This window comes from Pseudomonas sp., assembly GCF_030150285.1.
Classification (GTDB): Bacteria; Pseudomonadota; Gammaproteobacteria; order Pseudomonadales; family Pseudomonadaceae; genus Aquipseudomonas.
This window is the reverse complement of record NZ_JASLGE010000032.1, coordinates 138419-151584: the sequence shown is the minus strand read 5'-3', so window position 1 is coordinate 151584 and position 13166 is coordinate 138419. Positions and strand designations below refer to the sequence as shown.

Annotated in this window: 14 protein-coding genes; 3 read left to right on the top strand and 11 right to left on the bottom strand. The window is 58.2% G+C overall.

From position 1 onward, the window contains the following. Nucleotides 1-38: 38 nt before the first annotated feature. A complete protein-coding gene (locus tag Q1W15_RS07395) occupies nucleotides 39-1001 on the bottom strand; it encodes a zinc-binding dehydrogenase (protein ID WP_300725628.1) in 963 nt (320 codons plus the stop codon). 138 nt (nucleotides 1002-1139) lie between these two features. On the opposite strand from Q1W15_RS07395, the gene Q1W15_RS07390 reads away from it, so the two are divergent. Beyond that, nucleotides 1140-3221: a carboxy terminal-processing peptidase gene (locus tag Q1W15_RS07390; protein WP_300725625.1), complete on the top strand. Its 2082-nt coding sequence runs from the start codon at nucleotides 1140-1142 to the stop codon at nucleotides 3219-3221. A 95-nt stretch (nucleotides 3222-3316) separates the two neighbouring features. Here the strand turns inward: Q1W15_RS07390 and Q1W15_RS07385 are convergent, their stop codons facing one another. The 9 genes from Q1W15_RS07385 to Q1W15_RS07345 form a co-directional block, all read right to left on the bottom strand. After that, nucleotides 3317-3772, bottom strand: a complete 456-nt coding sequence (locus tag Q1W15_RS07385) for a sel1 repeat family protein (RefSeq protein ID WP_300725622.1) — start codon at nucleotides 3770-3772, stop codon at nucleotides 3317-3319. Further along, complete coding sequence (locus Q1W15_RS07380; RefSeq protein ID WP_300725619.1) at nucleotides 3773-4141, bottom strand: hypothetical protein; 369 nt, start codon at nucleotides 4139-4141, stop codon at nucleotides 3773-3775. Next, on the bottom strand, nucleotides 4138-4491 hold the full coding sequence (locus Q1W15_RS07375; protein ID WP_300725616.1) for a helix-turn-helix transcriptional regulator: 354 nt from the start codon (nucleotides 4489-4491) through the stop codon (nucleotides 4138-4140). The genes Q1W15_RS07380 and Q1W15_RS07375 overlap by 4 nt, the downstream gene beginning before the upstream one ends. Nucleotides 4492-4904: 413 nt before the next feature. Then, entirely contained in the window at nucleotides 4905-5624 is a 720-nt protein-coding gene (locus tag Q1W15_RS07370; protein WP_300725613.1) for an FKBP-type peptidyl-prolyl cis-trans isomerase, read from the bottom strand. A gap of 306 nt (nucleotides 5625-5930) precedes the next feature. Further along, a complete protein-coding gene (locus Q1W15_RS07365) occupies nucleotides 5931-7298 on the bottom strand; it encodes a hypothetical protein (RefSeq protein ID WP_300725611.1) in 1368 nt (455 codons plus the stop codon). A gap of 163 nt (nucleotides 7299-7461) precedes the next feature. Further along, on the bottom strand, nucleotides 7462-8436 hold the full coding sequence (cysB, locus tag Q1W15_RS07360; protein WP_300725608.1) for an HTH-type transcriptional regulator CysB: 975 nt from the start codon (nucleotides 8434-8436) through the stop codon (nucleotides 7462-7464). 109 nt (nucleotides 8437-8545) lie between these two features. Next, nucleotides 8546-9046 carry a universal stress protein gene (locus Q1W15_RS07355; protein ID WP_300725605.1) on the bottom strand — a complete coding sequence of 167 codons (501 nt, stop codon included), beginning with the start codon at nucleotides 9044-9046 and terminating at the stop codon, nucleotides 8546-8548. A 94-nt stretch (nucleotides 9047-9140) separates the two neighbouring features. Continuing rightward, the gene (locus Q1W15_RS07350; RefSeq protein WP_300725602.1) at nucleotides 9141-10058 is read right to left on the bottom strand and encodes a 5'-nucleotidase; all 918 of its coding nucleotides are present in this window, start codon (nucleotides 10056-10058) and stop codon (nucleotides 9141-9143) included. A gap of 41 nt (nucleotides 10059-10099) precedes the next feature. Continuing rightward, complete coding sequence (locus Q1W15_RS07345) at nucleotides 10100-10486, bottom strand: thioredoxin (RefSeq protein ID WP_300725599.1); 387 nt, start codon at nucleotides 10484-10486, stop codon at nucleotides 10100-10102. On the opposite strand from Q1W15_RS07345, the gene Q1W15_RS07340 reads away from it, so the two are divergent. Both Q1W15_RS07340 and Q1W15_RS07335 read left to right on the top strand, forming a co-directional pair. Further along, entirely contained in the window at nucleotides 10485-10931 is a 447-nt protein-coding gene (locus Q1W15_RS07340) for a PilZ domain-containing protein (protein ID WP_300725596.1), read from the top strand. The two genes, Q1W15_RS07345 and Q1W15_RS07340, sit on opposite strands and share 2 nt — an antisense overlap. Before the next feature lie 131 nt (nucleotides 10932-11062). After that, entirely contained in the window at nucleotides 11063-12139 is a 1077-nt protein-coding gene (locus tag Q1W15_RS07335; RefSeq protein WP_300725593.1) for a 3-deoxy-7-phosphoheptulonate synthase, read from the top strand. Nucleotides 12140-12172: 33 nt separating this feature from the next. On the opposite strand, the gene Q1W15_RS07330 is transcribed toward Q1W15_RS07335, so the two are convergent. After that, nucleotides 12173-13114: a LysR substrate-binding domain-containing protein gene (locus tag Q1W15_RS07330; protein WP_300725590.1), complete on the bottom strand. Its 942-nt coding sequence runs from the start codon at nucleotides 13112-13114 to the stop codon at nucleotides 12173-12175. Between the last annotated feature and the right edge of the window lie 52 nt (nucleotides 13115-13166).

Below are 13166 nucleotides of genomic sequence, written 5' to 3'. Positions count from 1 at the left end.
CGGACCACTCAGCCCGTTCCTGCATCAGACAAACGCGGTCAAACCAGGCTTGGCTCTATGACCAACACCACCTTACCCGCGACCTGATTGCTGGCCAGCTCAGCGAACGCCTCTTGCGCCTGTTCGATCGGGAACGTCTTGGCCAATTGCGGGCTCAGGCGCCCTTCGCTGAACAGCGGCCACACCTGCTGACCCAGATCACTGAGCAAATCTGATTTGAACTGATCACTTCGGCTGCGCAGGGTCGAACCCAGCAACTGGATACGCTTGCCCAGCACCAGCGCCAGGTCCAACTCGGCCTTGCGCCCCCCCATTAATCCGATCACCACCCAACGGCCGTCCAGCGCCAATAGCTTGAGGTTGGATTCGGCGTAATTGGCACCCACCGGGTCCAGCACCACATCGAATGGCCCTAATGCCTTGAGGCTGTCCAGCCCCTCGGTCCGTACAACCCCGCCCTGAGCCCCGAGCGCCTCGCAGTAAGCCAAGCGCTCGGCCGAACCGACGCTCACCCAGCAGGGGCTTCCAAAAGCCTTGCAGAGCTGAATCGCCGCGGAACCCACGCCACTGGCTCCGGCGTGCAGCAGCACTTTCTCACCGGGCTTGAGGGCCGCCAACTGAAACAGGTTCAGCCACGCCGTGCTGTAAACCTCGGGCAAAGCCGCCGCTTCCACCAACGAAAGCCCTTCAGGCACCGGCAGCACATGACGGCCATCGACCACCACTTCCTGCGCCATGCCGCCACCGGCCAATAAAGCACACACTCGATCACCGAGAGCCCACGAAGACCCCGGGCCCACCTCAATCACAACCCCCGAACACTCCAGCCCCAGCACCTGGCTAGCGCCCGGTGGCGGCGGGTACAAGCCCGCGCTCTGTAGCAAATCGGCCCGATTGAGGCCCGCCGCCGCCACACGGATACGAATTTGCCCTACATCACAGGCAGGGCTTGGCTCTTCAACCCACTTCACTTGACCTTCAACGCCTTGCAATGCTTTCACAGTGCCTCCATAGTGAGTCTGGACCGAGCCCGGTGCTGTCGCACCGGGCTTCTTGCATTATGCGGCCGGCCTTCACGGAACCGGCGACTTCAAAGACGGCCTAATATGCGTTATCAATTGCCCCCGCGTCGAATCAGCATGAAGCACTTATTCCCTAGCACCGCACTTGCCCTTTTCATTGGTTTAAGCGTTTTACCGTTTTCAACCAATACGTTCGCCGCTAACAGTTGGGATAACCTTCAGCCCGATCGTGACGAGGTAATTGCCAGCCTGAACGTGGTCGAGCTGCTCAAGCGTCATCATTACAGCAAACCGCCACTGGATGACGCACGTTCTGCGATCATCTATGACAGCTACCTTAAGCTGCTTGACCCTTCGCGCAGTTACTTCCTGGCCAGCGACATTGCCGAATTCGACAAATGGAAGTACCAGTTTGACGACTTCCTCAAAAACGGCGACCTCAACCCCGGTTTCATCATCTACAAGCGCTACCTGGACCGCGTCAAGTCACGTCTGGATTTTGCCCTGGCCGACTTGAGCAAAGGCATCGATTCGTTCGACTTCAAGGCCAAGGAAACCCTGCAGATCGACCGCAAGGACGCGCCATGGCTCAAAACCGAAGCCGAACTCAACGACCTGTGGCGCAAACGCATCAAAGATGAAGTCCTGCGCCTGAAAATTGCCGGCAAAGAGCCCGCAAAAATCCAGGAACTGCTGACCAAGCGTTACAAGAATCAATTGACGCGCCTTGACCAGACCCGTGCCGAAGATATTTTCCAGGCGTACATCAACACCTTCGCCATGTCTTACGACCCGCACACCAATTACCTGTCGCCCGACAATGCGGAAAACTTCGACATCAACATGAGCCTGTCGCTGGAAGGCATTGGTGCCGTGCTGCAGAGCGACAACGATCAGGTCAAGATCGTGCGGCTGGTTCCCGCTGGCCCGGCCGACAAGACCAAGCAAGTGGCTCCGGCGGACAAGATCGTTGGCGTGGCCCAGGGCGACAAGGAAATGGTCGATGTAATCGGCTGGCGCTTGGACGAGGTGGTCAAGTTGATTCGTGGCCCTAAAGGCTCTGTGGTGCGCCTGGAGGTCATTCCGGCCAGCAATGCGCCTAACGACCAGACCAGCAAGGTGGTGTCGATCACTCGCGAAGCGGTGAAGCTTGAAGAGCAGGCGGCCAAAAAATCCATCCTGAACCTCAAGCAGGACGGCAAAGACTACAAATTGGGCGTGATTGAGATCCCGGCCTTTTACCTGGACTTCAAGGCGTTCCGCGCGGGCGACCCGAACTACAAGAGCACCACCCGCGACGTCAAAAAGCTGCTGACCGAGTTGCAGAAAGAAAAAGTCGACGGTGTGATCATTGACTTGCGCAACAACGGTGGCGGCTCGTTGCAGGAAGCCACCGAACTGACCAGCCTGTTTATCGACAAAGGTCCTACGGTGCTGGTGCGTAACGCCGACGGCAAGGTCGACGTGCTGGAAGACGAAAACCCGGGCGCGTTCTACAAAGGCCCGATGGCGTTGCTGGTCAACCGCCTGTCTGCCTCAGCGTCGGAAATTTTTGCCGGTGCCATGCAGGACTACCATCGTGCACTGATCATCGGCGGCCAAACGTTCGGCAAGGGGACGGTGCAAACCATCCAGCCACTGAACCACGGCGAACTGAAGCTGACACTGGCCAAGTTCTATCGGGTCTCCGGCCAAAGCACTCAGCATCAGGGCGTGCTGCCTGATGTGGCACTGCCTTCACTGATCGACACCAAGGAAATCGGTGAAAGCGCCCTGCCCGAAGCCATGCCGTGGGACACCATTCGCCCGGCTATCAAACCGGCGGCGGACCCTTTCAAACCGTTCATCGCTCAGCTCAAGTCCGAGCATGATGCACGGGTGGCCAAAGACGCCGAGTTCGTTTTCATCCGCGATAAGCTGGCCTTGGCCGAGAAGCTGATGAGCGAGAAAACCGTCAGCCTCAATGAGGAAGAACGTCGCAAGCAGCACGCCGACATCGACGCCAAGCAACTGGTGATGGAGAACGCCCGTCGCAAGGCCAAAGGTGAGGCACCGCTCAAGGAAATGAAGAAAGAAGACGAAGATGCACTGCCGGTCGAACCTGAAAAGACCAAACCGGAAGATGACGCCTACCTGAGTGAAACCGGGCGCATTCTCCTGGACTACTTGAAGCTCAGTTCTCAAGTCGCCAAGAAGTAACACGCCCGTAGCCGCCGCTTTGGGCGGCGGCTACACAACACGGGCATTAAAAAGGCGGAGCGCATGATGCGCTCCGCCTTTTTTTCGGCTGGGGTTTAAGCCGATGCTGCCCGGTAATGCTGAGCCCGTTCAGGGTTGGGCAACAGCCCGGGGCCACCCTGCTCATACAACGTTGCCAGCTTGAGTACCGCCAACGGATGCCCGGCCTTCGCCGCCCTCTCCCACCAACCCGCCGCTGCGACGGCATCCGGAGCTCGGCTGGCGCTGCCCGTCAAGCTGAAGACCCCTACCTGATAAGCCGCCTTACCATCACCGCCCAGCGCCGCCAGACGCAACAAGCGCAAGCCTTCCTCCCGGGCACCCAAGCCCTGGCCACGAAACGCCAGGACATGCCCGTAGAAACTCTGCGCCTGGATATCACCAACGTTAGCCATACGGGCAAACTGCCCTTCCATCCAGCGCCAGATACGCGGCTGGCGCATTAACCAGGGCCGGTGAAACGCCTGACGCGCCACCTCGTAGCCCACACGCGCCCTCATTTGCCACAGCACTTAAGCCTCCACGTGTTCGTAATCATACTCAAAGACCCGCACCACCTCAGAAGCGTGCCATGACGCCGCCGCCACGCCATCCGGCGGGCCGCTAAAGCGCCCAATGCGTTCCACATATTCAAAGAAGCCGGTTCGCGGTAAACGGCTCGCTCCCTGGCTGATCACCAGCGCACTGCGTAACGGCTGATCCGCTTTCGCATCCATCGCGGCCAGATGCTCAAGCGCCGCTGTCAGCGTCAGCATGGCCGGGCTCGGCAACTGCAAACGCTCCAGTAACGCACGATACGTGAGCAAATGGCGCTGTCGACGCGCCTGATCCAGCTCAGCCAATAACCCATCCCAGTGTTGACGACTGATACGCACGCTCATGATGCTTCCCTCCAGCCCGGAACACCCAGCTCCCAGGCCAAGCTGCGACGAATGGCAAGATCCGGCAGACGCTCACCGGTTTCAATCATTCCCAGATAAGACGGGCTAATGCCTACAGTACGGGCCAACGCTTCCAGCGCCAGGCCTTTGGTCTCGCGCAGATCGCGCAGTTGATCGAGCCCGGGCAATGCCGGTTCTGGCGACTGCGGTTCAGTCTTTGGAGGATGAACCGCCGCAGCGGTAGCCGCCTGATCGCCAAGACCGGCAGCTTTGAGCAACGCCTGATAACTGTCCCATGGCAGAACCGCGTACTCCGGCTCGCCATTACGCGTGATGATTTGCAGATCCATTACTTAACCCCGTCAGACTTTTAAATAGAACGAGTCAGAACTTTCCTTGGAATCTTAATCCTAACAGCAGCCAAGGTCTCTGGGGGGTTTTGATCTGACGGGTTATTTGACGCTCTGCGCAGCCCGGCCATGCACCGGATGACCAATGTTATCCACAAAAATTGTGGATAACATTGTGAACAGAGCTGTTTTTTGCGGCTGAAAGGCCCGCCCTATAAGGGCTACGCTTAAATCGGGCGTTTTTTACACACATAAAAAACCCCATACATTCATTGACTTGACGGCCAAGTACTACTTGCCAGGGAAACGTAAAGGTCTTTACCGCCTGTCGACTCAGCGTGTGGGTAACGTGCGCGAAGCGCATAAACGACAACGCCCCGTCGAGACGGGGCGTTGGCAGCACACGGTACAGCTTATTGAGCGGCGTCTTGCTCAGGCTTTGCAGGGTCTTTGATACCCAGCAGTTCCAGGTCAAAAACCAGCACCGAGTTGGCCGGAATGGCCGGGCTCGGGCTTTGCTCGCCATAAGCCAGCTCGCTTGGGATATACAGTTTGTACTTCTCGCCGACGTGCATCAGTTGCAGGCCTTCAACCCAACCCGGGATCACGCCACTGACCGGCAGATCGATCGGGCTGCCGCGCTCGACGGAGCTGTCGAACACCTTGCCATCAATCAATTTGCCTTCGTAGTGGACCGTCACCACGTCGGTGGCTTTAGGCTGCGGGCCATCGGCCTTTTTGATCACTTCGTATTGCAGGCCGGAAGCCGTGGTGACAACGCCTGCTTTCTTGCCATTTTCTTCAAGGAACTTCTTGCCGGCGGCTGAAGCTTCTTCGCTCATTTTGGTCAGGCGTTCTTCAGCACGCTTCTGCAGAGCAGCGAACGCTTCAATCAGCTCTTCGTCCTTGAGTTTCTGCTCTTTTTTGCCAACGGCATCTTCGATGCCCTGTGCTACGGCCTTGGAGTCCAGGTCATCCATGCCTTCTTGAGCCAGGTTTTTACCCATGTTCAAGCCAATGCCGTATGAAGCTTTCTGCGCCGGGGTTTTCAGCTCTACGCTGGTCTGCGAATCACAACCCGCCAGTACCAAGCTTACCAGGGCAACAGCTGCCGCCAACCGATGCTGTTTCATGCTATTTCCTTGTTCATGCGCCAAACGTGGGCAATCGAATAAAGCCGCGAGCTTATCAGGCGGCCGCGACCAATGGCTACCGGCATAAGAGGTGCAAACAGCGGATAAGTTCATGCTTGAATAACAATTCAGGGGCACCGTAACTTTTGCTAATAAATGAAGCACATTATCGCCATCTACATAGCCCCGCTCAGCCCAGAGCGTCTGTTCATACTAGCCCACCGTTGCGCCCGGCTGCCATTGCGAAGTCACACGCCCGGTTTTCGTCCAAACGGCATCCGCCCCCCTAAGGCACTCCAGCCATTATCATGCCCAATGCAGTGCTTGGGCCTGATCATTGAGGGTCTCCCCAGCGTTTGTCACCGCCGCAAATGGCTCCCACGTCTGGTCGACCGGCCCCACCTGTGTCCAGACCCCATCGGCAATGATGACCTCAAGCTGACCCGCCGCCGCCACGCGACGCACATAATCCCGAGCACTGAGTTCGGCGGCCAACAACTGTGATTCCAACTCACTGGCAACACCATTGACAGTGGTCAGCTCTGCCAGCAACGTGGATTGCGCCTCGGATTGCTCACTGTTGTAACGCAGCAAACCGCCCCGTCGAGTGCAAAAATAAATCTCGCAGCCAGGTGTGGCACGCGCCAGCAACAGGTTGACGAACAGGTTGCCTGGCGAAAAAAAGTCGCCAAAGACTTCATTCAAGGCATCCGGCAGCTCACTGTCGTGTTCATCCCCCGACTGATAGACGCCAACCACACGGCAGCCTGTCGGCAAAGCGGGTACGCCGCTGGCATTTTTGGGGAACACACGGCTGCGATCAAACTCTAGAAAAGCCACCTGCAGAGGACGGGTGCAGACGTATTCCCCTGTGTTTTCCTGTACCAGGATGTAACCCGCTTGCTGGAGATCCTTGCGCTTGAGCATCTGCTGCTGAGCCCCTGACACTGCCTCCCTCAACGTGCTGCACAGCGGCCCGCTGACCGGCTGGCGATCAATGGGCAGTTGTGAGTTCTGCTGGTCCGTTGCCCAGTTGACACCCAACCTGGAGCGCCGGGCCCAGTGCCCGCCCGGCAGCACCACATACAACTGCCCCACCACCGCCATCAGGCCCACCAAATGGCTGGGCATCAGAGAACCCAAGTCATAAGCCCGCTCAAGCGTGCCTGGATAATGCGGCCGTGTACGCGTGAACAAAGGCCAAAGCGCGCGCTCAAAATCGGTACCGCTGGCGATGTAGCTCAGCACACATTTATCGGGGCACGAGAGGTAAAAACGCGGGTAATTATCACGGTAGCGCATCGCCATATTCAGATCCTGAATCGAGAAAAAGTTGTCCTGCAACTCACTCTCTTCATGAACAGCCCAAGGCACGCGGTACAGCGACGTGTTGGAATGGTACATGCCTTCAATCACATACCCGGCCATCGGCAGGAAATTCCCCTCAGGCGACAGCGACAAGACTTGGGCAGGATCGAAACTGTGCAGCGCACCCGCTTGCGGCAGCGTGGCAAAGAACTGATGGTTTTTGCTGAGAATAAAACCGCCATACACGATTCCATTCTTGATCGCGACAATCAGCTCATGGGCGTACACCGCCGCATCATCGGCGCTGATAAAGGCGGGGCTTAAGGCGGGAGTCAGGGTAGAAAATTCGGTAGCGCGCTCGCTCATGGCAGGGTCCTTGAAGTCGGTGAGGGACAGCCGTGATGGCTGCGCCAGGGTCAATCACGCGGCTATCTTCAAGGAGTGACGGGGCAACACTGCATTAGTGGGGTAACACCCGCGAATATCAGCCCGCCTGAGGGACAGGCGGGCCAGGTACCGCAGTCGGGGCTTAGTGAACCGGCAGTTCAACACCCTCAAAGAGGTCTTCAAGTTCCTGTTTGTTATGGCACTGAATGGCCTTGGCCATGACTTCACGGGTCAGGTGCGGTGCAAACTTTTCAATAAAGTCGCACATAAACCCGCGCAGGAAGGTGCCACGACGGAAACCGATTTTAGTGATGCTGGACTCAAACAGTTCGCTGGCATCCAGCACCACCAGATCCTTGTCCAGAGCCGTGTCGACAGCCATTTTAGCCACGATGCCAACGCCCAGGCCCAGGCGCACATAGGTTTTAATCACGTCAGCATCGGCAGCGGTAAACACGACTTTGGGGGTCAGGCCGCGATGGCTGAACGCTTCATCGAGCTTGGAGCGGCCGGTAAAACCGAACACATAGGTCACAATCGGATACTCAGCCAGCGCTTCAAGCGTCAACTTGCCCAACTTGGCCAAAGGGTGGCCCTGGGGCACAACCACACACCGGTTCCAGCGATAGCACGGCATCATCACCAGGTCACCAAACAGCTCAAGCGCTTCGGTGGCAATGGCAAAATCAACCGTACCATCAGCAGCCATCTCGGCGATTTGCATCGGCGAGCCCTGGTGCATGTGCAAGGCGACATCCGGGTATTGCTTGATGAAGTTGCTGATCACCGGTGGCAAGGCATAGCGCGCCTGCGTATGCGTCGTGGCAATCGACAGGGTGCCTTTTTTCTCGTTGGAAAACTCTTGGGCGATCTGCTTGATGCTTTCGACCTTGCGCAGAATTTCCCCGGCGGTGGTGATTATGCGCTCGCCGGCGGGCGTAACGCGGGTCAGGTGCTTACCACTGCGCGCAAACACCTCAACGCCCAACTCGTCTTCCAGCAGACGGATCTGTTTGCTGATACCTGGCTGAGAGGTGTACAGGCTCTGTGCGGTGGCCGACACGTTGAGGTCGTGGTGCGCCACTTCCCAGATGTAGCGCAGTTGTTGAAGCTTCATATGCATCCCTCAAAGCAGGTTGACGCCAAGGGTGTCGGCGGCGGTATATAACTATATGGAAGGTGCGAACAAGAAATCTAGAACTTTTTATCGTTTTTGATGACTTCTCCTACACAGCAGTTCGACGTCGACGCTGCGTCAGTGGCACCAAATACACCGGCACCGCCACTTGCCCAACAAGCCGTGCGGCCGTTCGCCCCAGAGGAGCCAGGTCACTGCCCTGCTGACCGTGACTGCCAAGCACCAGCAAATCCACGGGCAGCCGGCTCAACTGGTCCAGAATGACCTGCGCGGGCTCGCCTTGAACCACGGTGACTGAGCGAATCAAGGCCAGGTCCTGTTCACAACCGGCCAGCTCGTCGCGAAGGGTTTCCAGTACACGCAGTTCGATATTCGCCAGCATGGTCGTCATGCCTTGTTCTATAAACTCGCTTAACGCCTGCTCATCAAGATAGCTTTGCAACACAGACTCCGCGAACAACCCCATGGGCTCAACCGCGTGCACCACATACAGGTCGGCACTGAAGCTGCGGGCCAGCCCCAGCGCGTGCTGCATCACAATCGGCGCGTAAACCCCAAGGTCTGTGGCGTACAGTATCGAGCGAATCATGCAACCTCCCCCGACTGCCAGAATGGCCGAGATGGAGTTAGCTTAGCAGCGCCCAACCACTCTCGACGGGCCACATGATGACAGGCATACCGCGTTATTCGGGTGTCGTGGCACGAGGTTCATTGCTGATGCCGTGAGGGACATGACCGGTCGCAACCACTTGCCGGGCCCTTTCACAATGGCCCGCCTGGTCATCAAAGAACACGTCGGCCGCGAAGGCTTCCAGAAACGCCGATTTGTCCAGCCCGCCGAGAAACAACGACTCGTCCAGGCGAATGTCCCAGTCGCGCAACGTGCGGATAACCCGTTCATGGGCCGGAGCCGAACGGGCAGTGACCAGCGCGGTTCGAATCGGGCAGGCGTCGTCCGCGAACTCGCGCTGCAGTAGGTTCAACGCCTCTAAAAACCCCTTGAACGGCCCGCCACGCAAGGGGTTACGCGCCGCTTCACGCTCAAGCGATTGAAAGGCCTCAAGGCCGCCTTCTTGATAAACACGCTCGGAATCGTCCGAAAACAGCACGGCGTCCCCGTCGAATGCAATGCGCAATTCGGTGCTTTCTGCACGCCGCGCCCCGCCCGACAAAATCGTGGCGGCGGCAAACCCGGCCGCCAGCGCACTGCGCACATCCTCGGCATGGGTCGATAAAAACAGGTCGCAGCCAAACGCATTCAGGTACGGGTGAGGGTTTCGCCCGCCGGAAAACGCCGCACGGGAGATGTTGAGCCCGTAATGCTGAATGGAGTTAAACACTCGCAGCCCCGTGTCCGCGCTATTACGCGACACCAACACCACTTCGACCCGCTCACGGCCCAGGCTGGCATTGAAACTGAGAAGTTTTTTGACCAGCGCAAACGCATCGCCAGGCTCCAGCACTTCATCTTCATGCTCAATCTGGTACTGCCGGTAGGCCTCAATGCCGTGCGCCAGGTACACCTGATGGCTCTCGCTCAAATCGAACAGCGCCCGAGACGAGATGGCCAGTACCAATTTGCCCTTCAAGCCTTTGCTCATGTTGCCTCCGAAGGTATCAGGACAGTGGTTGAACAGCAGGGTTACGGTAGTTCGTCCGGCTCGCGCAGCAACGCAAGCCTTATATGATGCGCCAGGTCGCCTTCGCTCAAGCGCGACTTGAGCTCGCCGTAAAAGGCACCGTCATGCACGACATATAAAGCGGGCAGATGAAAGATCCCGTAGCGCTCGACCAGCCCGCCGTTGTCACCGGCATCGATCCAGCACACACGGTCAATCGGCAGTTCCATCTGGGGGAGCCTATGGCGCGCCGTACGACACGCCGAACAGCCCACACTGGTGAACACCACCAGCGAGGTGCCCGCGAACCCTAAAAGGCGCTGATCAGCATCAAAGTCAGTCAATTGCATTTCAGTCACTATACTCATGAAAACAATTTCAAAATAATGGCACCCGGAGTGTGCATACATGGGTCGTTTTTTACCTCACCCAGATGATGTTCCTGTCGAGATCACTTCCCGAAAACACCCCTCTCTCTCGCGTAGCAAGCTGCACTCTATCAGCTTGGGCGGCGTGGCATGCCACAGCGACAAGCGCTGGCGACGCGGCATGGCGGTGGACATGAGCATGCCGACCCTCGGCGAAAACGCGCGCTACCCGGGCTACATTGCCTGGTGTGAGAAACAACCCGACGGCTATCGTGTCGGCGTCGCGTTTACCGACGATCAAACGCTGTTTGGTGCCCGCATGGGTGAGCAGGTCTGCCAGATCGAACACTATTGCCGCCTCCAGCGAAATGTCGGCCCGACACCCGAAAACACTGAAACCCTGGCGCTGGAATGGATCAACCACCACGCTGCCGAGTTTTCGCAAGCCACTCTGGACCGCACGTACGCGCAGCCCGTTGTGGATTAAAGCGGTGTGTGCCCATTGTCGACGGGCCAGTTAACGCGTTAAGGTTCGGCTCCCCGATGCGCTCAATCAAGCTGTGTTCCGCCGCACGGGGATCGCTGGCGGCCGGCACCCGTGACCTGACGAGTAACACGATGGCTGATTTACCGATCGACGACCTAAACGTTGCCTCCAACGAAACCCTGATCACACCTGAACGCCTCAAACGCGAGATCCCGCTCAGCGAGACCGCACTGCAGACGGTGACCAAAGGGCGTGAGGTGATTCGCAATATCCTGGATGGCAAAGACCATCGGCTTTTCGTTGTCATCGGGCCGTGCTCGATCCACGATATCAAGGCGGCCCACGAATACGCCGAGCGCCTTAAGGTACTCGCCGCTGAAGTCAGCGACACCTTGTACCTGGTCATGCGCGTCTATTTCGAAAAGCCACGTACCACGGTGGGCTGGAAAGGCCTGATCAACGACCCGTACCTGGACGACTCGTTCAAGATCGAAGACGGCTTGCATATCGGTCGCCAATTGCTCTTGGACCTGGCTGAAAAAGGCCTGCCGACCGCCACCGAAGCCCTCGATCCGATTTCCCCGCAGTACCTGCAGGACCTGATCAGTTGGTCGGCCATTGGCGCTCGCACCACCGAGTCGCAGACTCACCGCGAAATGGCCTCCGGCCTGTCATCGGCGGTGGGTTTCAAAAACGGCACAGATGGCGGTTTGACCGTTGCCATCAACGCGCTGCAATCGGTTTCCAGCCCGCATCGTTTCCTGGGGATCAACCAGCAGGGCGGCGTATCGATCGTCACCACCAAGGGCAACGCCTACGGCCACGTGGTATTGCGCGGCGGCAACGGCAAGCCGAACTATGATTCGGTCAGCGTAGCGCTGTGCGAACAAGCGCTGAACAAGGCCAAGATCAGCCCGAACATCATGGTCGACTGCAGCCATGCCAACTCCAACAAGGACCCGGCCCTGCAACCGCTGGTGATGGAAAACGTCGCCAACCAGATCCTCGAAGGCAACCAGTCGATTATCGGCCTGATGGTTGAAAGTCACCTGAACTGGGGTTGCCAGGCGATCCCCAAAGACCTCGCCGACTTGCAATATGGTGTGTCGATCACCGATGCCTGCATCGACTGGACCAGCACTGAAAACACCCTGCGCAGCATGCATGCCAAGCTCAAGGATGTGTTGCCCAAGCGTCAACGCGGCTAACCCGGCAGTGGGCGCGACCGTTCAAGGTCGCGCCTACCCTGCGTCACGCTCCAGCAAACGCTGGCTCGCCACGCCCTGCTCCCGCCCTCGCGCCACCATCCAGCGGTGAAAATCGCGGCAGTGCGCCTTGTCAAAGGCCCCCTTGGCCCCCACCAGAAAATACGGTGACGGCATGGCCAGAGCATGGCTGAACGGCATCAACAACCGCCCTTCTGCCAACGCATCAGCCACCATGGAATATTGCGCCAGCACCACACCCTGCCCGGCCAACGCAGCCTGGATCGCCATGGCGGACAGCGAATACACCCGATAACCATCGCGCACGCCTTCGCAGTCCACCCCTTGGGACTTGAACCAGTCTCGCCAGGACGGCGGCGAAGCGAACTTGGGCAACCAGTCAATCGACAGCAGCGGGTACGCCATCAAGTCCTGCGGATGGTGCAAAGGAGCCTCGGCGTGCACCAATTGCGGGCTGCACACCGCCACTACGCAATCCCGAAACAACTCAATGGCATTGTCTGCCGACACGTAGTCACCGTAGGTAAAACGAAAATCGATGTCGTAGCCTTCCGGCGAAGGCTCGGCATGGCTGCCGTCCAGAAATACATTGAGTGTGGGGTGCTCGCTCTGCCACGCGTACACATGCGGGGCCAGCCACTCCGAGAGTAGCGATGGCAAGGCACTGATGCGCAAGTTGCTGGCGTTTTTCGAACGCTCGACCTCGGTCTGAGCAATGCGCAAACTCTCAAACGCCGCCGCACAACTTTCGTGATAACGCTGGCCCGCCACGGTCAAGCGAATGCGTTTGCCCACCTTGTGAGTCAAGCTCAACCCTAGCGTGTCCTCCAGCAGCTTCATCTGCTGGCTCACGGCCCCGGCCGAGATCCCGAGGCGTCGTGCCGCCTCGACAATGCCGCCGAAGCGTCCAACGGCTTCAAAAACCTGCAAGGCACGCAGGGAAGGCAAAGGGTTCATCAGCCTCTCCAGAAAGGGATTAATGCGCTGATACTTTAGCTCAGCTATAGAA